The sequence below is a fragment of the Microvirga sp. M2 genome (assembly GCF_047497095.1).
Classification (GTDB): domain Bacteria; phylum Pseudomonadota; class Alphaproteobacteria; order Rhizobiales; family Beijerinckiaceae; genus Microvirga.
In genome coordinates, this window is record NZ_CP134063.1 from 1,813,029 (window position 1) to 1,835,517 (window position 22,489).

The following is a 22,489-nucleotide window of genomic DNA, read 5'->3' on the forward strand; positions in this document are numbered from 1 at the left end:
TCGTCACGGGGGCTTCATCGCCTCCGGTGAGCTCCGGGCGTCCTGGGACAGGGATGTGGTTCTGCCGATGCCCTGACGCTGGAGAATGCCGTCCTTGATGGTGGCAGCCTCCTGTGAGGCATCCAGGCGGATCCAATCGATTGTCCCACAATCGCACCCGGCCTGCATGCGGACGACGTCCGCTGTCGCATCGGACGGATCTTTCTGGCGGGCCTCGACGCGCGATATCAGCACTTCCATCGGGGCTTGGAGCCAGTAGCCCGTAAAGGGAATGCCGCTCCCGGCAGCAAGCTGCTCAAGCTTCTCGCGCTCCAAAGGGCGATCGAAGACGGCATCGGCAATGACGGCGGAACCCACGTGCAACGCACGTCCAGCCTCCTGTCGCACGGTGGCATAGACCTGCTCGGACAATTCCGGACGATAGGCACTCTCCGGCAGCCGGGACTGGACCGGCACTCCATACCGTTGCTTTCGGATGCGGTCGCTGTTCAGGATACGGGCCCCGGGAACTGCTCCCAGGTGAGGGGCCACAAGAGAGGCAATGGTCGACTTGCCAGTCCCACTCAACCCCCCGATGGCGACAAGGGCGGCCGGCACAGGTGTCAGCAGCGACCCGGCAAGATCGAAATACTGCCGGGCCTCGGAAAGCAGGCTCGGGATCGTGTTCGGCGATGCATGCTCCGCTTGGGCTGCCGTGACATGGGCCCGAACCGCCGCACGGATGGCCATGAAGAACGGGACAAGCCCGAGCCCGTCCGTTTCATCCGTCTCGTCGAGGTAGCGGTTCAGCAAAGTGTTTGCCGACTGCTGCTGGTTCCGGTGCCACAGATCCATCAGCAGGAACGCCAGATCGTACAGCACGTCGATCGTGGCGAGGTCGTCGTTGAACTCGAGACAATCGAACAGGGTCGGGACGCCGCGCCACAGGCAGATGTTGCGAAGGATGAGGTCGCCGTGGCAGCGCCGGACCCTACCTGCCAGGCGGCGGCGTTCAAGCACGTCCGAGTGAGTTTCGAGGATCCGCCGGAATTTTTGGGAGAACGCAATCGCGATATCGTCCGGAACCAGCCTGGTGGCGCGCAGGGATCGCTCGTTGATGTCGAGGACGCCGGCCATGCCACTGACGCCGCCATGATCGAGGCTGGCAGGGGCTTCCCGGTGGAAGGCGGCGATACGGTGGGCGAGGTCGCTCACGATTGCGGGCGTGAGGGAGCCCTGCTGGGCCATGCGGTCGAACAGGCATTCCTGATCGAACCGGTGCATTTCAACCAGGGCATCCACCAAGGCTCCCGCGCCATCCAGTGCGAGCCGCCCATCCGCCTCCCGGGTGACGGCACGGACGCCCATGTAGAGTTCCGGGGCTGCACGATGGTTGAGGCTAAACTCCGCCAGGCATGCCGTGTACCTTTGCTGCGCCGTTGAGTAGTCGAGATAGGGAAAGCGAACCGCCCGCTTCAATTTGTACGCTTTGCCCTCTGCCAGGAAGATCATCGAGGCATGGGTCGTCATGACCTCGACAGGCGAGCGCTCCCCGAGGAGTCCCTTGAGAAACTGGACGGTTTCGTTTTGTTCGTCGACGATCATCGTCACCGCTCCGCGCCATCGGAACCGAAAGGCGCCTTGTCCGATGCCGTGTCGTTCAGCGCTTGCGCAAAGATGCTCGACACGTCGAGGATGGTAAGCCGACCGCCAAGGGCGGCCACGAACTCGGCTGTCTGAGGGACCGTGTTCGCCAGGAGAACGGTGTCGATGGTCGGCTGGGTCAGGTTTGGAAGTGCGGCCGCTCCGCCGATGCCATGCGTGGCGGCGACAATCACCCGCTCCGCGCCGTGCTCCCGGCATTGGTGCGCAACCCGCGCCATCGTTGTGCCTGTGCTGATGAGATCGTCCAGAATAACCGCTGTGCAGCCGGAGACGTCTCCTGCGAAGAGCTCGCCCGATACCCGCCCCATGCTGCGTTGCTTGTCGGCGAGGCCCTTGGAAACCGGGCGGCCGAGGAGATCCTCCAGCGTCTGGCGGAACAGTTCGGCTCGCTTGGCTCCGCCGATATCGGGCGATACGACAGCGAGCGGGGTGTCGCCGGCCATGGCAGCAACATGGCGGCCGAAGACCGGGTAGGTGTCCAAGTGGGTCGTGTTGCAGCGGAATGCATTCTGAAATGCCGCGAGGTTGTGAACCTCCATGGTCACGAGCCGATCCGCTCCGACCGCTTCGAACAGCTGGCCCATGTAGCGCGTCGTGACGGGATCGTACGGCTTTGTCCGCCGATCCTTGCGGGCGTAGCTGAGATAGGGGGCAACGACGGCGACGCGGAGTGCGCCTGCATCCTTCAACGCCCCCACGAAGAAAAGCAGGCGGCAGAGCCTGTCGTTGACGCTCTGACCAGCGCTGCCATGGAGACCAGCGACCACATGGACATCCCTGCGGCGCACGTCGACGAGCGGCCTGGTCTTATGTTCCCCGTCCTCGAAATCGCGCTCCTCATGGGGCTGGAGAGGTTGGCCCGAATAATGAGCGATGCGTTCGCCGAGATCCGCTGCGGATCTCAATGCGAATAGCAACGGCCGGTCCTCGACCGGTGTGGCAGCGAGCCGTGCCCATGCGCGGGGCGGCCTTTCAGAACGGATCGGTCGAAGCGCCAAGCCGCCGAAGAGACCGTCCACGGCTTGGCCATCTCGAGAAAGCGGCGCGAGAACCATTTCGACCCTGACCCGAGCGGCATCGGCCGCGCCCGTCTCGAACTCTGCCAGCACCGGTTCCGCGCACTGCCGCACAAGCCCGGAAAGTCGCCGAAGCCTGACAGCCCCGCGTCGACGTGGTGCTTTGGCCAGAACGGCAACGCCAGGATCGCACGCGCCCATCAGGTTCTCGAATGCGGCTCCGCCGAACATCAGGACCGGCGCATCTGCTTGTGGATTGAACTGAAGGATGAACGCGTTCGCGCCGGCCTCGCCAAGGTCGGATACGGCGATCTCCTGGAGCCTCGGTGCGACACGGCCACTGCGCTTCTCTTTCCAGTAATCAAACAGAAACGCGAGAGCCTCGTCCTTTGGTTGCGGGGCAAAATCCAGTCGTTCGAAGAGCCTCCGAAGGGCCGGGTCTGTCATTGCGAAGGTTGTCATGATTCACCTCGCAGGAGGGGGTACGTGTGCCGAGGACGATGCGTGTCCGACTAGAGCCTTTTCCGCAAAAGTGGATGCCGGTTTTGCGAGGAAAAGGCGTCTTTCTCAAACAACAGGAGCCTTTTCCATGAACCGAAGTTCATGGAAAAGGCTCTAGCGCATCGTGCGAAAGAGTGGACCCGGTCTTTCGCAAGAACGATGCGCTGTTCTATCCTGGGCGCATCGGATCGAATCCCAAAATCGGATACCGCTTCCCGCGTCCGATGCTCGAAGGGGCATGCTCTCAGAACGGTTTCTCGCCCCAGTCGAAGGGCCCACGCTTGACCGAACCTCCGATCCATTCATCGAACGGGCGTTCCTTGGCGCTGTGATTGTCGCAAGCTATCCGCTTCCGCGGGCTGGCACATTGACAATGATCATGGACAGTCGGCGGCTGGCACCTTCAACTCATGCGATAAGGTCACAGCGATCCGGCGCGACACAGATGCTCAGCCATACCTGCGCAAACGCACCGACACTCGAGGCGAAGGTCCATTTCCTCAGCAGACCTTCGTCCTATTCTCATCGTCCGGACCATGTCACTGCCAAGGAGACCCACATGTCGTGGATTTTCCTCGCAGGCGAGAGAGTGTTCAAGCTGAAGAAACCGGTCCGCTATTCCTATCTCGACTTTGCGACCTTGAAGGCCCGCGAACGATATTGTCGTGAGGAGACGCGACTGAACCGCCGGCTTGCGCCCGGTGTCTATCGGGGCGTTGTTCCTCTGACCTGTTCCTCCACGGGCGTGATGACCCTGGGAGGGGGAGGCAAGATTGTGGATTGGGTCGTCGAGATGCAGCGTCTTCCTGCCGATTGCATGCTTGACGTCCGCCTGAAGGAAGGGCGCGTGGGCGAGGAGGATATCGGCCGGCTTGCCGAGGTTCTGGCGAATTTCTACCGGCACGCCGAGCACCCCGCGGTCGGCCCGGACATGCTCTTCCGGCATTTCATGCACGAAATGGCCGAGAACCGGGCGGTGCTTCTGCGCCCTGATCTGTGGTCGGACCAATCCAGGGCATCGATGCTTCTCGACCAGCTTGAGGCAGTTCTCAGGAGGATCAGCCCGCAGTTGCGGGAGCGGGCGCAATCGGGCTGCGTCGTCGATGGTCATGGCGATCTGCGGCCGGAGCATGTCTGCCTGACCGATCCCATCGTGATCTTCGACTGCCTCGAATTCAACCGGGATTTGCGGCTGGTCGATCCCTATGACGAGCTCACATTCCTTGGCATGGAGTGTGCCCGTCTGAATGCCGCATGGTTCGGCCGCGCTGTGATCGAGCGTGTGGCGGAGCTCATGGGAGACAAGATTCCGCACGACCTTCTCGATATCTACACTGCTCTTCACGCAGTTCTGCGATCACGGCTGTCGCTGGCGCACCTCCTGGATCCCGTTCCGCGCGAACCTCAGAAATGGGGTCCGCAGGCAAGGCAGTATCTGGATTTGGCGGAGGGCGCGCTCGCTTCGCTGCCGTGAAAACCGCAGTTCGACTGAACTGCAATAGCATGGGAGCTCTATCCGGGCTCTGGCGGAGCCATGAGCCCGCGCCGAACGTCCTTCTCGTATTCCCGAAGATTGTCGCCGATCCTGAGCGGGTAAGGAGAGGCCGATGCTTCGAGCGCCCGGAGGTCCTTGGGAAGTTGCTCGATCGAGCGCCGGGTGTGCTTCCGGATCTCCGCCAAGGAGGGGGCCGGCGCAATACGCTGTCCACCGATCATCACCGGCTGCAGGAGCGCAGAGCCAGCCAGGTGCTCGTCATCACGCGCAATCACGTCGCCTTGCGCGAAGCCGTTCTGCCGGGTGCGGAAGATCTGCTTGCGGCCCGGCAGGCTGCGTTTGCCTGCCGAGAGCTTCATGCGGCCAAGGCCGGCGTACTCGACCAGTTTATAAGCGATATCGAGGGCAGGGGCATCCTCGGAGACGCTCATGCTGGTTCCAACCCCGAAGGCATCGATCGGGGCCCCTCGTTTGACGAGGTCGGCGATCCTGTGCTCATCGAGCCCGCCGCTGGCAAAGATCTGGAGGCCCTGCAGGCCTGCCGCATCAAGCATGGATCTTGCCGCTTCGGCCAAATCCGCCAGGTCGCCCGAGTCCAACCGGACGCCTCGGATGCGACAGTCGGGTCCGAGTTCCTTGGCAAGCTCGACGACCCGCCGGACCCCTTCCAGCGTGTCGTAGGTGTCGACGAGCAGGATGGTTTCCGGGAATACCCTGGCGAAGTTCCGGAAGGCTTCAGCCTCGGACGAGCAGGCTTGAACGAAGCTGTGAGCCATCGTCCCCGCCACGGGTATACCCCATCGCTGCCCGGCCGCAAGGTTCGAGGTTGCGGCAGCGCCTGCGATGAAGAAGGCCCTTGCGCCTTTGACGGCCGCATCCAGCCCCTGCGCACGCCGCGCGCCGAAATCGACGACGGGCCGTCCCTGGGCTGCTTCGACGATCCGGGCCGCCTTGGAGGCCAGGATGGTCTGGAGGCCAATCTGGTTCAAAACCATCGTCTCGATGACCTGCGCTTGGCCGATGGGCGCAGCGATTTCAAGAATCGGCTCGTTCGGAAAGACTGGAGTCCCCTCCGGAACCGCAGAGACGTCGCCCGTGAACCGGAAATCCCTGAGCTGATCGATGAACGTTTGGGGAAACAGGGTCTGCGAAGAGAGGTAAGCGAGATCCCGCTCGCTGAAGGAGAGATTTTCCAGGTGCTGCAGAAGGAGATCCAGGCCGCAGGCGATCAGGTAGTTGCGTTGGGGCGGAAGACTGCGAAAGAACAGGTCAAATACAGCGATCTCGTTCATGCCGAGTTCGCTATATGCGCGCAGCATCGTCAATTCATAGAGATCGGTGAAGAGAGCATTGCCGGTCGTACTCTCATTCCATCCGGGATCGGGCATGATCTCTCCAACAGCAGGCAATACGGTCCCTCAGAGCGAGCGCCACTCGCCGCCGGCAATCATGATCGCAGTGAGCGGGATGCCATGTTCTTCCCGAGCGTTCACGAAGGCGGCGATGCACCCCTTGGCCTTGAGCTCGTGCCGGGTGCGGTCCAGGAGCCAGGCACCGGCGCTATCAAGACTCTCGACACGGGAGAGATCGAACGTCATGCGGCCTCGGCATCCTCTTTGATGCGGGAGAGAACATCCTCCGAGAACTCGGCGGCGAGGTTGGGCGGAAGCGGGGGATCGATGGTGGGAGCTGCCGCAGTCGGAGCGGCGCCACAGGCGGCCGAGAGCGATAGGGCATGGCTTCCGGCTGCTTCCATGCCGGTACCGGCCAGGACCAAGAGATCCTTCAAGAGATCCTTCAAGAGATCCTTGAGGGCCATGCCTCTCTCCCAGGGGGCGTGCGGATTGCCCACCAATCGCGGCTTGCGCCCTTGAAAGGGAGAATGTCACAAAGGAGAGTGCCAACTTTGACTTAACGCAATCTTGGCCTCGGGAGTGTCATCTAAGGTCGATCATGACGTCTTGCCGGCAGAGTTGAACGCCGCGCCGAGGAACACCATGACATGGCCCTCGTCCCACGGGGGCAGGAAAATGCCGCATGGCCTGCCGCCTTGTCAGCGATGGCGGATCGAAAGTCCGTCGGACTGGAGGGGGGAGGTCTCTTCCGCATCAGGCCGAAGGCGATCTCCGTTCTCGGCGATCGCAAGGGGTTCGGCCATGCCGACTCGGCGATCTGTGACGACGGCGAACGCACCGTGACCATTCCTGATGTCGTCGCGGACGCCGATCTCGAACCGTTCCCGGCCAGTGACCCGCCGTCATGGACGCGAACGACGAGCCGATGGTCGTCACGCGTAGAATGGCAAGATGAGGGCCGCATCGCAGAGATTGAACATGGGGGCAGTGGAGGTCGCGATGGATTACCGATCGTTTCTCGTCCACGTTGAAACGGACAGCACGTCCTCGGATGCGCGCCTCGATCTGGCGGCGTCTTTGGCAAAGCGGTTCGAGGCAACCTTGATCGGGGTAGCGGGCTCGGCCGTGCCACCTCTGCCGATGGCTGATCCTTACGGCGTGATAATCGACGGAGAAATCATGGCCGCGCAGGAAGCCTGCGTCCACGAGGAGCTGAAGGCTGCCGAGGATCTATTTCGAAAGAATCCATCATGCAAAGGATTGTCGACCGAGTGGCGCCCGGCACCAGAGCGTCCCGTTGAGGTCATCACCCGGGAAGCCAGGGCCGCGGACGTCGTTATCGTCGGACGCGACTTGGAACGCATCCGGCGCTACCCTTATCAGTCCGCCGATCCTGGAGACGTCCTGATGCGGTCGGGGCGACCTCTGCTCATCGTGCCCCCCGGGGCATGCGCTCTCGAAGCGAAGCGCATCCTGATCGGATGGAAAGATACCCGTGAGGCATGCCGGGCCGTGTGGGACGCCCTGCCTTTTCTCGAAAGGGCCGAGCGCGTCCATGTCGTTGATATAGCCGAGGAGCGGGATCTGGATCCGGCCGCCAGACGGGTTCACGACGTCGTCGCCTATCTCGAACGGCATCATGTGAAGGCGCAGGCCGAGGCCCGAGCCCAGCGTGAGAGATCTGTGGCCGATGAGTTGCTGCTTGTCGCTGAACAGACAGGCGCGGATTTGCTCGTGGCAGGCGGCTACGGTCACGCCCGCCTCCGGGAATGGATTTTTGGTGGGGTTACCGGCGATCTGCTCATGCATAGTCCAAAGTGCTGCTTCCTCTCGCACTGAGCCCGATATGGCGGGTCCGTGAGAACTCAGCGCGGGTCTCCGCCCACGCAAGCCTCCGGTGAGGCCCACCCGTGGCTCTCAAAAATGAACTGCTCCGGAGCGCTCGCGACCATGGCCAGGCCCATCATGCCCGGCTCGGGATGGGTAATGATGAAGGTTGGGGTTTTGCGCATGACCGCCTCGAAGGGAGCTTTGTGGTCGAAGGCGGTCCGCAGTTCGCCATGACCGAGAAGACCCAGGATCCGCCGCGGGATGCCGCCGCCGAAGAATACGCCTCCCGTGGTGCCGAGGATGAGCGCCAGATCGCCGGCGAACCGCCCCAGGAGGGACGCGAAGAGCCGGGCTGCCTCCGGTGCGGCTCTTTCCTCGCGATCGACGGCTCGCGCGATCACATCCGCAGGCTCCTCGCAAACCGGCAAGGCTCCGGTACGGCGTGCGATCGCGCCATAGAGGCGAACCAGACCAGGCCCGGAGAGCACTGCCTCTGCGGTGATCCGACCAGCCAGCCGATCGATGTAAGGCCAAGTTGCAAGCTCATCGGCTGCGCAAGCGCCGAAATTGATGTGACCTGCCTCGGTGGACTGGAGCCAGTGGCGCCGCCCGACCGGAATGCAGGCGGACACACCCAAGCCCGTGCCCGAGCCCACCGCCAAGCGGGCTCCTGTTCCACAGGCCAGCACTGGAGCAATCGGCACAAGCTCGTCGACCCTCCTCGGGTCAAGAACAAGAGTAGCGGCAGCAACCGGGACGTAATCGTTCACCAGCGTCACCTGCAAAAGGCCCATATCGATGCCGATCCGTTCCGCATCGACGGTCCAGGACGCATTGGTCAAGGAGACGACCGAGGAGCCTACGCGGCCGGCGATGCCAAGAAAGGCGGAGCGTGGAGGTTGACCACCCAGCTCCACCAAGGCCGAGCGAATGGCAAGGGTCGGCGTTTCGTGCGAAGCGGTCGGCATGACCACAAGGCGCGGGACTTCTCCGTTGGCGCAGGGCAGGATCGCAAACCGGCTCGTGGTGCCGCCGATATCGCCAATCAACACCGGGAATGTGAACATGTGCCCGCGTCGCAACGCCTGATGATCTAAGCCGAGAGCTGCTCGGTCGTGGGTCGGTTGATCTCTCGCTCGATCTCAAGAACCTTCATCGTGGTCTTCAGGACAGAGTCGGGATTGAGGCTGATCGAGTCGATTCCCAATCTCACAAGGTATTCCGCAACCTCGGGGTAGTCGGATGGAGCCTGGCCGCAGATCCCGGAATGGCGGCCGTTGCGGCGTGCGCCTTGAACGGCAAGTTCGATCATCTTCATGACGCCACGGTCGCGCTCGTCGAAGTCGAAGGCAACGATCTCGGAATCCCGGTCGACCCCAAGCGTCAGTTGAGTGAGATCGTTCGACCCGATCGAGAAGCCGTCGAAGCACCGCGCAAACTCATCGATCAGGATGACGTTGTTCGGGATCTCGCACATCACATAGATCTCGAGGTCATTCTCTCCCCGCCTGAGCCCGAATTCGGCCATCTTGGCAATGACCCTCTCCGCCTCCTCCACCCGGCGGCAGAAGGGGATCATCGGGACGATATTCGTCAGCCCCATCTCCTCGCGAGCGCGTTTGAGGGCGGCGCATTCAAGAGCAAAGCCGGCTTCATAGGAGGGATGGGCATACCTGGACGCGCCGCGGAACCCGAGCATCGGATTGGCCTCTCGGGGCTCGAACGCGCTGCCCCCGATCAGGCTGGCGTATTCGTTCGTCTTGAAATCGGACAGCCTCACGATGACCGGTTTGGGGAAGAAGGCAGCGGCGATGGTTCCAATACCTTCGGACAGGCGCTCAATGAAGTAATCCGACGGCTTCGCAAATCTCTCCGTCAGGCGCTCGATTTCGGCGCGCTCCGTCGGATCGACACGACCTGGATCGGCGAGAGCCATCGGATGGACCTTGATGGCGTTCGCGATGATGAACTCCATACGAGCGAGGCCGACGCCGTCATTCGGCAGGAAGCTCAAGGCGAATGCGCTGTCGGGTTCGCCCACGTTCATCATGATCCGGGTTGCGGGACGCGGCATGGCGGACAAATCGACAGTCTCGACATCGAATGGGACCGATCCCTCATAGACCCGGCCGGTCATGCCTTCCGCGCACGATACCGTGATCAGATCGCCGGTGCGGATCGCACGTGTCGCGCGGTCGGTTCCTACGACGGCGGGAAGTCCAAGCTCGCGGGCCACGATGGCAGCATGGCAGGTGCGCCCACCGCGATTGGTGACAATGGCGGAGGCCATTTTCATGACGGTTCCCCAGTCGGGGGATGTGCTGTCAGCGACCAGGATCTCGCCAGGCTGGAAGCTTGCCAGATCCGCCTGATGGGCAACGACACGGGCCTTGCCTGCCGCAACTTTGGTTCCGACGGCACGGCCCCTGGCCAGGACCGCTCCTGTGCCGGTCAGACGATACTCTTCAAGCTTGCTGCGATCGATTCTCGACGCGACGGTCTCAGGTCGAGCTTGGACGATGTAGATTTCTCCGTCGACCCCATCCTTAGCCCACTCGATGTCCATCGGGCGTTTCTCGCCGGCTCTCGCGCTGTAGTGATCCTCGATCTTGATGGCATGATCCGCCAGGAGCACGGCCTCCTCGTCGCTGATGCAGTAGCGTTCACGCTCCTTCTGATCGGTCGGAATGTTGCGGGTTTGCTCGCGCGTGCCGCCTTGAGCATACACCATCTTGATCTTCTTGGCGCCCAAGGCCCGGCGGAGAACCCTGCGCTTGCCGAGCTTGAAGGTCGGCTTGAAGACATAGAACTCGTCCGGATCCACGGTCCCTTGGACCACGTTCTCGCCGAGTCCATACGCCCCAGTGATGAACACCACATCGGGAAAGCCGGTCTCGGTATCGATCGAGAAAGTGACGCCGGACGAGGCGAGATCGGAACGGACCATCTTCATGATACCGACGGAGTTCAGAACTTTGAAATGGTCGAAGCCGTTATTGATCCGGTACCGGATGGCTCTATCGGTGAACAGGCTGGCGAAGCACCGGCGCACGGCATCGAGAACTTGTCCTTCGCCAGCGATGTTGAGGTAGCTCTCGTGCTGGCCAGCAAAGCTCGCCGTCGGCAGATCCTCTGCGGTCGCGGAACTCCGTACGGCGACTGTCAGGCCAGGGCCATATTCCCGTGCGAGTTCCTGATGGGCCCGGAGGATTTCGTCGCTCAGCGCTTGAGGAAGGGGCGCGCCATAGACGAGTTCCCGTGCCTGATGCGCCCGCTCTGCCAAGTCCGGGAGATTGCTTGGGTCGATCGGATCGAGAATGGTATGCAGGCGGGGCCAGACCCCGGCATGCTGCAATGTTGATCGATACCCTTCCGCGGTGATGGCAAACCCATTCGGAATGCGGACGCCCATCGGCGCCAATTCGCGATAGAGTTCACCGAGGGAGGCATTTTTCCCCCCGACAAGCGGAACGTCGTTGAGCCCGATATCGCGGAAAAACCTGATAAAGCGGTAACCTGAGGACATGGCGGCCTCATCCCCTTTGGGTTTGCAGGGGCGGGAAGCGTTACTCTGTCCGACCCGGCTCGCGTCTGTCCGGACCTTGCACCCTCTGCGAGTAATCTGCCCGGATCGTGGAGCGCCTCGACCCCAGCGCTCGACGTTACCTGGGTGGGCTGCGATCCATTTTGACTTTCATCAACCTTTGGTCCCGCGTCGGTGGAAAGTGAGCGGAATGGCATGCAGCGCTCAGAATGGAAGGAGCGCCACCAGCGGTCGTCCATAGGTCCGAAGGCAGATGGAGATCAACGCGACGCTGCTATTCCGAAATGATCTGCCCGCGGCGGTGAGGGTTCCGGTCCGCCCTTGAACAGGGTTTTTCTGCCGTCAGGTTACCTTCCATCAGCAATTCAAAGCAGTCCGAGGCGACATGAATGTCGTGAAGGGTGGGGAGCGCTCGCAGGCTCTGGCCTATTTTCTTGCGACCGGGCCACTTACACGGACGACGGCATCTTGGATCTCAAGTAAGCCTCGCTGGCATAGCGGCGCATCATGCGCTGGCTGTTGAAGATCGGCCCGATCTTGCTGATGGCCTGCTTCATCATCCAAATCCAGCGCGGCCTCTGCTGCGCATACAGAGGAAGGATGACACCCTCCAGCTTCTCATACAGAACCCTGGCATTGTCCTGGGGCGTTCCGTCCGGCCGATGTTCGACGCTCCAGCCCGTGATCCCCTCTTCGCAAGCCTCGACCCACCAGCCGTCGAGAACGCTCAGATTCAGGACGCCGTTGATGGCAGCCTTCATGCCGCTCGTTCCGGATGCTTCAAGCGGCGGGAGGGGTGTGTTGAGCCAGATGTCGGTGCCCGCTACGAATGCCTGGGCCTCCTCCATGCCGTAATTCGGAAGGAACACCGTTGGCACGCCGTCTGCCTGACGGGAATGCTCAATGATTTCACGGATCAAGGCCTTGCCGCCCTCATCCTGGGGGTGAGCCTTCCCGGCAACCACGATCTGGAAGGGGAAGCGACGGTGAACCGCCGATAGCCTCGCCATGTCGGTGAACAGAAGGCTCGGGCGTTTGTAGCCGGTCATGCGCCGGGCGAACCCGATCACGGGCAGATCCGGATCCAGGGCAATCCCTGTTCGTGTCTTGACGAAGGCGATCAGATGACCCTTCGCCTCCAGATGCGCCCGCCAGATCGCCTCATCGTCAATCTGATCGGCGTGGGACAGGACCTCGGGCTCGTGGGACCAATGGGGGAAGATGTCCCGGAACAGCCGTGCGAAGGCCGGATGTGCCCAATGCTCGACATGGACGCCGTTGGTAATGGCTCGCACCCGATAACCAGGGAAGAGCCGCCGCGTCGTTTCGGCATGGCGGTGGGCGACGCCATTGACATAGCCGCTGAGATTCAGGGCCAGCCGCGTCATGTTCAGGCGATCTGTACCCCCGAGCAGCTTCAAGACATCGAGCTCGACGAAGTCGCCGAGGATCCGGGTGACGTCCTCGTAGGCAAAACGATCGTGCCCGGCCTCGACGGACGTATGGGTCGTGAACACGCACCGCCGACGCACCGGATCGATGTCATAGGGTCCGGGCTCCAGCGGTGCGCCGGCAAAGTCGCGCAGGTGGCGGCGAAGCAATGAGATCGGCAGAAGCGCTGCGTGCCCCTCGTTGAGGTGGTAGGTTTCAACTGTGAACCCCAGTGCTCTCAGGATGCGGTCTCCACCGATCCCTAGAACGATCTCCTGCTTCAGGCGATCCGCCTCATCGCCCGAATAGAGCCGGTCCGAGATGGTGCGGTCGCGCGGTTCGTTCTGGTCGACGTGGGTATCAAGCAGGATGACCGGCACCGTGTTGCCGAGCGGCGACGCAAGCTCGTAGAGCCAGGGCCGAAGCCACACCTCGCGTCCCTCGATCGGAACAGCCACCATGGCGGGCAGCGGTACGGTGGATGCGCTTGGATCCCATGGATCCGGATGGTCAATCTGTCCCCCCTGCGGATCGATCTCCTGCCGAAGGTAGCCATGGCGGCTGGCAAGGGTCACAAAGACCATCGGGAGTTCCAGATCCGCAGCCGAGCGCGCGACATCCCCGGCGAGAATACCGAGGCCCCCGGCATAGGTATGCACGTCGGGACGGAGCGCGATCTCCATGGAGAAATAGGCGATCTGGGTGCGCGGCAGATAAATCTCGATGGCTGACATGGGCGTTCTCCACGAAACGGGAAGGCCTGAACTAATAACTTGAGCGATACCGATGAGAGACAAGGATGACGGTCGAATGCGCCGCCAGGGGCACAGAAGGGGCTGAAAGCAGCCTCTCTTCGCCCGGATCCGTGATGTCGGCGGGCGGAGCCGCCGCGGTATCGACCGCAATCAGCCATGGTTCGACGGATTGACGCGAAAGATCGAAAGCGCATGGCCGGGACGTCGCGTTGAAAAGCATACAGAGCACTCCGTTTGACCGCCCGTCGTCGCCCTTACGGATCAAGCATCCGAGCTGGTTGTCCGGACCGTTCCAGGCCGGCGTCATGCCGCCAGAACCGAACCAGCTTACTTCGCCATCCGTATAGAAGCGCTCCGCCGCCAGAACCGAATGTCTCATCCGCAACATTGCAAGACCTCGCACGAAGCGCACAAGATCCGCATGCCGGGTCCCGAGCTCCCAGTCGTACCAGGAGATGTCGTTGTCCTGGCAATAGGCATTGTTGTTTCCGGCCTGCGTGCGCCGGAACTCGTCGCCTCCGAGCAGCATCGGCACGCCGCGGGAGATGAACAGGGTGACGAGCATGTTCTTGATCTGACGGAGCCTGACGGCCTCTACTGCCGGGTCGTCGGTCGGCCCCTCCGTGCCATAGTTCGCGCTGAAATTCTCCGCCACGCCGTCGGCGTTTCCCTGGCCATTCGCCTCGTTGTGCTTCCGGCCGTAGCTCACGAGATCGTTGAGGGTGAACCCGTCATGCGATGTGACGAAGTTGATGCTGTTGATCGGCGTCTCGCCTGCTCTCTGGTACAGGTCGGCGCTGCCGCAGATCCGGGTCGCGAATGCCCCGGCCATTCCCGTATCTCCGCGCCAGAAGCGCCGGACGTCGTCGCGGTAGCGGCTGTTCCATTCCGCCCAGCGCTGTCCGGGGAAGGTCCCAACCTGGAATGCTCCGCCAAGGTCCCATGTCTCGGCAATCAGTTTGATGTCCCGAAGGATGGGATCCTCGGCGATCTGTTCCAGAAGGGGCGGGTTCGGCAGGAGGTTCCCCTCAGAATCCCGTCCCAGGATCGAGGCCAGGTCGAACCGGAAGCCGTCGACCCGCATGTGAACGGTCCAGTGCCGCAGGCAGTCGATGATGAAGGAGCGGACCACCGGATGATTGCAGTTGAGGGTATTCCCGCATCCGGTGAAATCAACATACCGCTGCATGTCCGGCGTGAGAATGTAGTAGATCGCGTTGTCGAGGCCGCGGAAACTGATCGTCGGACCGCTTTGGTCGCCTTCTGCCGTATGGTTGAACACGACATCAAGGATCACTTCGATACCGGCGTTGTGGAGTTCGCGAACCATTGTCTTGAATTCCACAATAGCCGCTTGCGGGCTGCCGGTCGCATAGGAGGCCTTCGGCGCGAACAGGGCAACGGGATTGTAGCCCCAGTAGTTGCGCACCTTCGGTCCGGACGGGTCGCCAGGCCGGGGCTCGGTATCCCGGAACTCCTGCACCGGCATGAGCTCGACTGCGGTAATGCCAAGAGCCTGGAGATATGGAATCTTTTCGATGAGCCCGAGATATTGTCCAGGATGCGTAACGCCTGACGAGGGATGGACGGTCAGTCCACGGACATGCGTTTCGTAGATGATCGTGTCGCGCCAGGGCCGTCGCCGGAACGGGTGATCGCCCCAGTCAAATCCCTGTTCGACGATCAGGGCTCTTGGAGGAAACGGTGCCGATGGCTCGATGGAGGCGCCAGGCGGCGGAGGGACCACGGCGGTCGCATAGGGGTCGAGGAGGAGAACGCGTGGATCGAACAGGCTCCCGGAATGAGGATCGGACGGCCCGTCGACCCGCAAGGCATAGGCCTTGCCCACGAGGTCGCCGCGGAGCCGGATATGCCAGATGTCTCCCGTCCGATGATGCACGGGATCGAGATCAACGGTCTGGAACGGCTCCGGCCCTGAAACTTCGAACAGGAGCAGGCTTACCCGGGTGGCATGGCGGCTGAAGACGGCAAAGTTGAAGCCGTCATGAACCTCGTGCATGCCCAGCATCAACGGACTGCCCCGCTCAATCGTGACGGCGTTGGCGGGCTTGCCGAAACAGGGCATGGATCTCTCCGTCCTGCTGAGCTTGGGAACACCCTTCGCTTTCGATGCAGGACGGAGAATAGCATAGACGCCAGCGGGCAGGGGCATCGGGGCGCCTCTGGGGAACGGACGGCCTCCGCGAACGACACTTCGTTAAATCGCTTTATCGAGCCGAGTTCTCGGCGGATGCCCTCCTGGGCTCCTCCGGCGGCCAGTGGAGAGGATCAAGGGGCTGTCGGTCTGGAGCGGATTTTTCCCTGAATTGAACAAACGCAAAGTCTCCCTTGCCCGGCTTTGGCAGCCTGAGATCCCATGGCTGGAAGCCATGGACGGGGGAGGAGGATGGTTGAGACAACCCGACCCCCGCCGGCAAAGAGACGTCCCGTCCGGAGGAGCGGGAGCATCGGACGTGAATTTCGCACGATGCGCTAGGCGCGACGGGACCGTCGCATCAACCTTGGCGGTGTAACCCGGAGCGGCTATGAGGAGCCGTTCTGTCGTCGAGAACCAGGCGGCCCGCAACCGCGAAGGCGGCGTCTGCCGCGGGAAGGGATCTGACGATGTCTCGTCGGGTCGTCATCGATCTCTGCGCGCCGAGGATCCCCATCGGGCGGCGAGACGCAGCGCCCGTCGTCAATCGAAAATGCTTGCGAAGATGCTTGCGAAGATGCTTGCGAGCACGCTTGCCTGATCATTCTTGCCCTGAATTGATTTTCCGCAAGATTGATCTCGTTGAGGCATGACATGAATTAAACGGTGTTACTTCTCATCCAGAACGGGGCGCCGTTGAAGATGATGAATTGCTTTCATTCCTCGCTCATGCCGGCATTCCGCCATTCTGAGATCGTTTGACGTGCGTATTCTGTTCGGTTCATCGCTGAAGCTTTGACTTTAAAAGGAGGCTCTTATGAAAGTGCTACTGGGTCTCATGTCGGCGGCCGCTTTACTGGTCTCGCTCAGCGGACCGGCTTCGGCACAGTCGACTCCCTCGAACAGGCCTTGCAAACGAGGAGAGCAGATGATCGGCGGCGTGTGCAAGCCGCTCACGCGGACGTCTCCCCGGCATGAAGGCTATTACAGCGCACCACGCAGCACCGGTAGCACGACCCGAACGGCTTCAGCACGGGCAACTCCCTCGAACAGGCCTTGCAAGCGAGGAGAGCAGATGATCGGTGGTGTGTGCAAGCCGCTCACGAGAACTCCTTCCCGCTAGCCTCGCCCGCTAGCCTCGCCCGCTAGCCTCGCCCGCAAGACCCGGCAGGGCGCGTCCATTGGAGGCCGCGCCCCGTTGCCTTGCTTGAATCGCCTCGACGCGGGAGGAGCGCACCTTGCCTCCAGAGGAGGCAGAGACAGGCGCCGACCCTGCTTCCGCGTGGGCCGGAGACCCTTGTAGCGGGCGAATTGTGCCTGGCCGCCGCGCTGACGAGCAACGACATCATGCGCGTCGTGCTCGACACCTTGGAGCTCCATGCCTGGAGAGCCGACGGCGCCCGGATCCGCCAGCCCCTTCACCTGCTTGATCATCCGGGGCGGGTGCTCGGTATTCGTGGATGGAAATCCTTGCGCCTGAGGGCGGGTTACTGGATGTGCGCGGTGAACACGTATCCCACCCCCCGCACCGACTTGACGAGGGTGGGATGCTTGGGATCGGACTCAATCTTGCGACGCAGCCGCGCCACCTGGGCATCGATCGAGCGGTCGATGGCCTCCCAGTGGCGGCCCCGTGTCAGGTCCATCAACTGGTCGCGGTTGAGAACGCGCCCGGGATGCTTGGCGAAAGTCGCCAGAAGGTCGAATTCGCCGGTGGTGAGCACGATCTCGGAGCCGCCCGGCGCTTTGAGCTCCCGCCGTCCTAGATCGAGTTGCCAGCCCTCGAACCGGATGATCTCGCCGTCGCCCGGTGCTGGACCAGACGGCGGATTCGGGCCCGGTTCCGCCAGCGCGGCAGGCTGCACCCTGCGCAGGACGCTCCTGATCCGGGCGAGGATCTCGCGCAGGTGGAACGGTTTGGCGACGTAGTCGTCTGCTCCGACTTCCAATCCGACCACCATGTCGATCACGTCGGACCGACCGGTGAGCATGATGATGCCGGTGTTTGCCATGCTCGGCTGGGCCCGAATCGCGCGGGCGAGCTGGAGGCCGTCCTCCCCTGGCAGGACGAGGTCCAGAAGCACCAGATCGACTTCGTCATGGGCCAGGCACTGCCGCATCGCCGTCCCGTTCGGGGCTGAGCTCACGCGAAAGCCCTCATCGGCCAGATAGCCGGTGAGCATCTGCCGGATTCTGGCATCATCATCGACGATCAGGATATGCGGCGCGTCTGCCACCTTGCCTACGTCCATCAGAGATCGGGTCCGGTTGGCTTCCCTTATCGTGGGAGCCGCCACGCTTGAGAACTCCCTCTCAATCGCCGCGGTCCAGCGGATCAGCGTCACGGTTCGGCCCGGACCCTCCGTTACGGTCCGTTACAAATCGGCACATAGTATGACCAAGCCAAGATACCTCTGTGACATTCGCCTGTTCCAGTCAGGACAACAGCGATCCTGACCGGAGTCTTCCATGTATGCCTCCCATCTTATTCTCTCGGCTGACCGCGCAGCCCTTCCGCGGTTCGATTTTCCTTCCGAGACTTTGACCCTGGAGAGCCTGTTCGCCAACCAGCCGACGGACAAATTCGCCACCGGCGAGGCGGTGTTCTGGGAGGGGGATGCGGCTTCCCAGGTGTTTCAGGTTGCCGAAGGCTGTCTGCGCCTTTGCAGCATCCTGCCGGACGGACGGCGGGCGATCATCGGCTTCGTCTTCGCCGGCGAAATGCTCGGACTCTCCTGCCACGGAACCTATCGCTACACGGCGGAGGTGGTTGCTCCCGCGCGACTGCGCCGGCTGAGTCGCGCCCGTCTGCGTGCTATGGAAGAGGGAACCGAGCAGTTGCAGTCGCTGCTCATGGCCAGGGTCTTCGAGGAAATGACGGCTGCCCAGCAGCACATCATCGTCCTGGGACAGTTGGGGGCCGAGGAGCGGGTCGCCCACTTCCTGATCTCCGCCGCCCGCCGCACCGGAGCCGACCAGAAAAAGCCGGTGACCATTGAGCTGCCGATGCCCCGCCTCGACATCGCCGACTATCTCGGCCTGACCATCGAGACCGTCTGCCGCGTATTGTCGAAGTTCAAGCGCGATGGGTTGGTTGCCCCGCGGGGACGTCACGCGCTCGTCCTGCGCCAGTTGAGCAACCTGCAGGATCGCGCAGGCGAGATCGACAACGATGCGCCTTCGGAACGGCCCGTTGCCGTCCGCAGTCCCGCCGTATGGCCGGCCTAACAAATCGGATCATGAGCCAGAGGAACAAGGCCACCGATCCCGGGCGTGCCCCGTCCCATCCGCTTTGAGCGCAGCCAACAACCGACAAGGCGAACGAGCCATGAAGTGGCAAACCGTTGCAGAGGAAAATGGCACGTTGACCTTCTCGCCCACTTACAACCTGTTCCGCCGCAAGTGGCCCCCGGATCTGGGCTGCGCCGTGCCGGAGGATCGACCGGTTCCGGCCTTCCTGGATGGATCGAGCTGGGAATATGCCGGCACCCTGCGCCAGGACGACGCCCCTCCGCCGGGTTTCGATCCGGCGGCGGCCGAGTGCGGAGCTCGGTGGAACGGTTTCCACCTGTTTCAGACCGTCAGGCCTGGTCCCGTCCAAGCCCCGGCCTGCCGGCTCCGCGAGAGGATTGATCGAAATCATTGACCGGCGGCCATGGGCGATCTCATGCTTCCTTCGGCCGATGTCCGGAGTCATCGAAAGATCACCGGCAGACCAGCGGCGGAGCGGCCGTCGCACCGACCCGTTGACGAGGGCCGCCCCGCACGGCGCACTCGTTCGGCCTCGGGTGATCCATTCAGGATCCGGAGGCGATTTCCGTTTCAGCCCCGAGGAACTCGGAAGCTGCCAGGGATCAGGTCGCATGCACCAGGATGGCAAAGAGCAGTCTCCACCGGATCCGGCCGGAAGGCTGGGCGACTCAGCTGGTGGCTCGCGGCCGGGGCGGCCCCACATAGACCGATTTCAACTGGTGTTCGATCAGGCGGCCGTCGGCATCGAGCTGGTGGATTCCGACGGTCGACTTCTCGACGTCAATGGCGTCGTATGCGCCATGCTCGGCTACAGCAAGGATGAGTTGATCGGTCGCGGCTTTGACGAGATCATTCATCCCGAGGATCTGCCCCGGGTGCGGGTGCTCGCCGCGCGCCTCATCGCCGAGGAGATCCCCAGTTACCGGATCGAGAAGCGCTACCTGCACAGGGACGGTACGCCGGTCTGGGTCCGCGTGACCTCCTCCCTGGCGGCCGCCAGTCCGGGGCATCCCTACCGGCTTTCCATTGTCGAGGACATCCGCGAGCGCAAGCAGGCCGAAGAGGTGCAGAGGGCGAGCGAGGCCCGGTTGCACACGGTGCTGGAGGCCATTCCCATCGGAGCGATCCTGGCAGATGCCGAGGGGAGGGTGATCGAGGCCAATAAGGCCTATCTCGACCTGATCGGCCAGACAAAGGAGGATCTTATCGCCGGGAGGGTGCGGTGGGACGAGATCACGCCGCCCGAGTGGCTGCCTGTTGACGAGCAGGCCATTGCCGAGGCGCGCGCCCGCGGCATCTCCGGCATGTACGAGAAGGAGTATCTCCGCAACGGCGAGCGAATCCCCGTACTCCTGAGACTGGCCGCAGTCGACGGCGGCCGTTCCTTTGCGGTGTTTGCTCTCGACCTGTCAGATCGCAAGACCGCCGAGGCGGCCCTGCAGGCCCGAACGACAGAGTGGGAGGCCTTGGTCGAGACCGCCCCTGTGGCGGTGTGGTTCACCTATGATCCGGATCTGCGGGAGGTGAGGGCCAATCGGCTCGCCTCCGAGCTGCTCGACCTGCCTCTCGTCTTCAGCGCGTCGGACGGGCCGGCCCAACGGCAGTTGTCTCGCCGCATCTTCCGGGATGGCGTGGAGGTCTTACCGGATCAGATCCCGCTCCGCCGCGCCCTCCGCGGCCTGGAGGTTCGGAACGAGGAATGCGCGGTCCGCTTCGACGACGGACGGAGCGTGGACCTGCTGTACAATGCCTCGCCCCTGCGGGATCGGAAGGGTAGCGTAGTCGGAGCTATTGCCGCCGCGGTCGACATCACCGCCCGCAAGCGCTCGGAGGCCATTCTCCACGAGCGCGAGGCGCGGCTCTACTCCATTCTCGACACCGTGCCCGAGGCCCTGATCACGATCAGCGAGAACGGTCTTGTCGAGTCCCTCAGCCGCTCGGCCGCAGCGCTGTTCGGCTACGCGCCCGACGAGGTGATCGGGAAAAACGTCAGCATGCTCATGCCGTCGCCGTATCGGGAGGAACATGACGGGTACCTGGAGCGCTACTTGAGCACCGGCGAGAAGCGCATCATCGGGATCGGACGGGTCGTCAGCGGCAAGCGCAAGGACGGCAGCGTCTTCCCGATGGAACTCGCCGTGGGCGAGGTGAAGGTGGGCGGGCAGCATCTGTTCACCGGCTTCATCCGCGACCTGACCGCCCACCAGAAGATCGAGCAGGAATTGCGTCAGGCGCAGAAGATGGAAGCGGTGGGCCAGTTGACCGGTGGGGTCGCGCACGACTTCAACAACCTGCTCACCGTCATTCTCGGCAACCTGGAGATGCTAGAGATGCGGCTTGCCGACGAGCGCCAGCTGGAGCTGGTGAAGGAGGCCCGTGAGACGGCCGAGCACGGCGCCCGGCTGACCGAGCGGCTGCTGGCTTTCGGACGCCGGCAGCCGTTGCAGCCCAGGCTGATCGATGTCGGGGATCTGCTCGGGGAGACGACCCCACTCCTGCGACGCACCCTGGGCGAGACCATCCGGGTCCAAAGTCGCTCCGACAGTGACCTGTGGAAGGTGATGGTGGATCCGAGCCAGCTCCAGAGCGCGATCCTGAACTTGGCGATCAATGCCCGCGACGCCATGCCGGGCGACGGCCGGCTGACCATCACGGCCGAGAACGCGGAGCTTGATGCCGCCTACACCCACATGCACCCGGAGGTACGGGCCGGGCGGTATGTGCTGATCGCGGTGACCGACACCGGCACGGGCATGCTCCAGGAGGTGCGGGAGCGGGCTTTCGAGCCGTTCTTCACCACCAAGGAAGTGGGATCCGGCAGCGGGCTTGGGCTGTCGATGGTGTACGGCTTCGTCAAGCAGTCAGGCGGGCATGTAATGATCTACAGCGAGCCGGGGCACGGCACCACCATCCGCATGTATCTGCCGCGGGTGGCGGTTGAAGGAGAACAGCCGGAGGTTCGCCCCTCCGAGAACCCGATGGAGGTCTTCCGCGGGCAGGGCGAGACCGTGCTGCTGGTCGAGGACGAGCCGCGGCTGCGGCGGATGACCATGGCGCGCCTGCAGGACCTCGGCTACCGGGTGCTCGATGCGCCCAACGGCGCTGCGGCGCTGGGGCTGCTCGACCAGCATCCCGAAGTCGCCCTGCTGTTCACCGATATGGTCATGCCGGGCGGCATGACGGGAGCCGATCTGGCCGACGCCGTGTGGGCCGGACGACCTGGGATCAAGGTGCTGTTCACCTCGGGCTACGCCGAGCCGGACGTGGTAAGGCGGGGGCAGGCGATCGAGGCCGGGTGGCTGAAGAAGCCCTATGGCATGCTGGAGCTGGCGCGGACCCTCCGGGAGGTGCTCAAGCCGGCTCCGCGTTAGAGCATCGGACGTGAAAGGTGGATTTGCACTTTTGGGCTTGTTTTTTTGAGTGGGGAGGAGGAATGGCTGCTCCTGCTCTACAGCATCGGACGTGACATCGGACCCCCATCCGATGCTGTCAGTTGATGCTTTTGAGCATC

16 protein-coding genes are annotated in these 22,489 nt (G+C 62.9%); 6 read left to right on the plus strand and 10 right to left on the minus strand.

Annotated elements, in window-relative coordinates; genetic code table 11:
* Positions 1 to 3: 3 nt before the first annotated feature.
* On the minus strand, positions 4 to 1,584 hold the full coding sequence (locus tag RE429_RS08590; RefSeq protein WP_414473882.1) for an AAA family ATPase: 1,581 nt from the start codon (positions 1,582 to 1,584) through the stop codon (positions 4 to 6).
* Between the two features lie 2 nt (positions 1,585 to 1,586).
* Entirely contained in the window at positions 1,587 to 3,122 is a 1,536-nt protein-coding gene (gene prs / locus RE429_RS08595) for a ribose-phosphate diphosphokinase (protein WP_414473883.1), read from the minus strand.
* A 598-nt stretch (positions 3,123 to 3,720) separates the two neighbouring features.
* Here prs and RE429_RS08600 point away from each other — a divergent pair.
* The gene (locus RE429_RS08600) at positions 3,721 to 4,635 is read left to right on the plus strand and encodes a hypothetical protein (RefSeq protein ID WP_414473884.1); all 915 of its coding nucleotides are present in this window, start codon (positions 3,721 to 3,723) and stop codon (positions 4,633 to 4,635) included.
* A gap of 38 nt (positions 4,636 to 4,673) precedes the next feature.
* Here RE429_RS08600 and RE429_RS08605 read toward each other — a convergent pair whose 3' ends face one another.
* The 3 genes from RE429_RS08605 to RE429_RS08615 are packed head-to-tail and all read right to left on the minus strand — an operon-like array spanning position 4,674 to position 6,475.
* Positions 4,674 to 6,044: a nicotinate phosphoribosyltransferase gene (locus tag RE429_RS08605; protein WP_414473885.1), complete on the minus strand. Its 1,371-nt coding sequence runs from the start codon at positions 6,042 to 6,044 to the stop codon at positions 4,674 to 4,676.
* 30 nt (positions 6,045 to 6,074) lie between these two features.
* The gene (locus RE429_RS08610; RefSeq protein WP_414473886.1) at positions 6,075 to 6,254 is read right to left on the minus strand and encodes an STAS domain-containing protein; all 180 of its coding nucleotides are present in this window, start codon (positions 6,252 to 6,254) and stop codon (positions 6,075 to 6,077) included.
* A complete protein-coding gene (locus RE429_RS08615; protein ID WP_414473887.1) occupies positions 6,251 to 6,475 on the minus strand; it encodes a hypothetical protein in 225 nt (74 codons plus the stop codon). Before RE429_RS08615 ends, RE429_RS08610 begins: the two co-directional genes overlap by 4 nt.
* A gap of 183 nt (positions 6,476 to 6,658) precedes the next feature.
* Here RE429_RS08615 and RE429_RS08620 point away from each other — a divergent pair, with 183 nt between their 5' ends.
* Positions 6,659 to 7,042 carry a hypothetical protein gene (locus tag RE429_RS08620; RefSeq protein WP_414473888.1) on the plus strand — a complete coding sequence of 128 codons (384 nt, stop codon included), beginning with the start codon at positions 6,659 to 6,661 and terminating at the stop codon, positions 7,040 to 7,042.
* Positions 7,011 to 7,850, plus strand: coding sequence for a universal stress protein (locus RE429_RS08625; RefSeq protein WP_414473889.1), 840 nt, complete (start codon positions 7,011 to 7,013; stop codon positions 7,848 to 7,850). Before RE429_RS08620 ends, RE429_RS08625 begins: the two co-directional genes overlap by 32 nt.
* Positions 7,851 to 7,876: 26 nt before the next feature.
* Here the strand turns inward: RE429_RS08625 and RE429_RS08630 are convergent, their stop codons facing one another.
* The 5 genes from RE429_RS08630 to RE429_RS08650 all read right to left on the minus strand — a co-directional run bounded on the left by RE429_RS08630 (position 7,877) and on the right by RE429_RS08650 (position 17,978).
* Positions 7,877 to 8,908, minus strand: a complete 1,032-nt coding sequence (locus RE429_RS08630) for a glucokinase (protein WP_414473890.1) — start codon at positions 8,906 to 8,908, stop codon at positions 7,877 to 7,879.
* A 26-nt stretch (positions 8,909 to 8,934) separates the two neighbouring features.
* Positions 8,935 to 11,367, minus strand: coding sequence for a phosphoenolpyruvate synthase (gene ppsA, locus RE429_RS08635; RefSeq protein WP_414473891.1), 2,433 nt, complete (start codon positions 11,365 to 11,367; stop codon positions 8,935 to 8,937).
* 467 nt (positions 11,368 to 11,834) lie between these two features.
* Positions 11,835 to 13,550, minus strand: coding sequence for an alpha-glucan family phosphorylase (gene glgP, locus RE429_RS08640; protein WP_414473892.1), 1,716 nt, complete (start codon positions 13,548 to 13,550; stop codon positions 11,835 to 11,837).
* A gap of 31 nt (positions 13,551 to 13,581) precedes the next feature.
* Positions 13,582 to 15,657, minus strand: a complete 2,076-nt coding sequence (gene glgX, locus RE429_RS08645) for a glycogen debranching protein GlgX (protein ID WP_414473893.1) — start codon at positions 15,655 to 15,657, stop codon at positions 13,582 to 13,584.
* 1,556 nt (positions 15,658 to 17,213) lie between these two features.
* Positions 17,214 to 17,978 carry a response regulator gene (locus RE429_RS08650; protein ID WP_414474157.1) on the minus strand — a complete coding sequence of 255 codons (765 nt, stop codon included), beginning with the start codon at positions 17,976 to 17,978 and terminating at the stop codon, positions 17,214 to 17,216.
* A 217-nt stretch (positions 17,979 to 18,195) separates the two neighbouring features.
* Here RE429_RS08650 and RE429_RS08655 point away from each other — a divergent pair, with 217 nt between their 5' ends.
* The 3 genes from RE429_RS08655 to RE429_RS08665 all read left to right on the plus strand — a co-directional run bounded on the left by RE429_RS08655 (position 18,196) and on the right by RE429_RS08665 (position 22,349).
* The gene (locus tag RE429_RS08655) at positions 18,196 to 18,954 is read left to right on the plus strand and encodes a helix-turn-helix domain-containing protein (RefSeq protein ID WP_414473894.1); all 759 of its coding nucleotides are present in this window, start codon (positions 18,196 to 18,198) and stop codon (positions 18,952 to 18,954) included.
* A gap of 100 nt (positions 18,955 to 19,054) precedes the next feature.
* Complete coding sequence (locus tag RE429_RS08660) at positions 19,055 to 19,372, plus strand: hypothetical protein (protein WP_414473895.1); 318 nt, start codon at positions 19,055 to 19,057, stop codon at positions 19,370 to 19,372.
* Between the two features lie 325 nt (positions 19,373 to 19,697).
* On the plus strand, positions 19,698 to 22,349 hold the full coding sequence (locus RE429_RS08665) for a PAS domain S-box protein (RefSeq protein WP_414473896.1): 2,652 nt from the start codon (positions 19,698 to 19,700) through the stop codon (positions 22,347 to 22,349).
* The last annotated feature ends 140 nt before the right edge of the window (positions 22,350 to 22,489 follow it).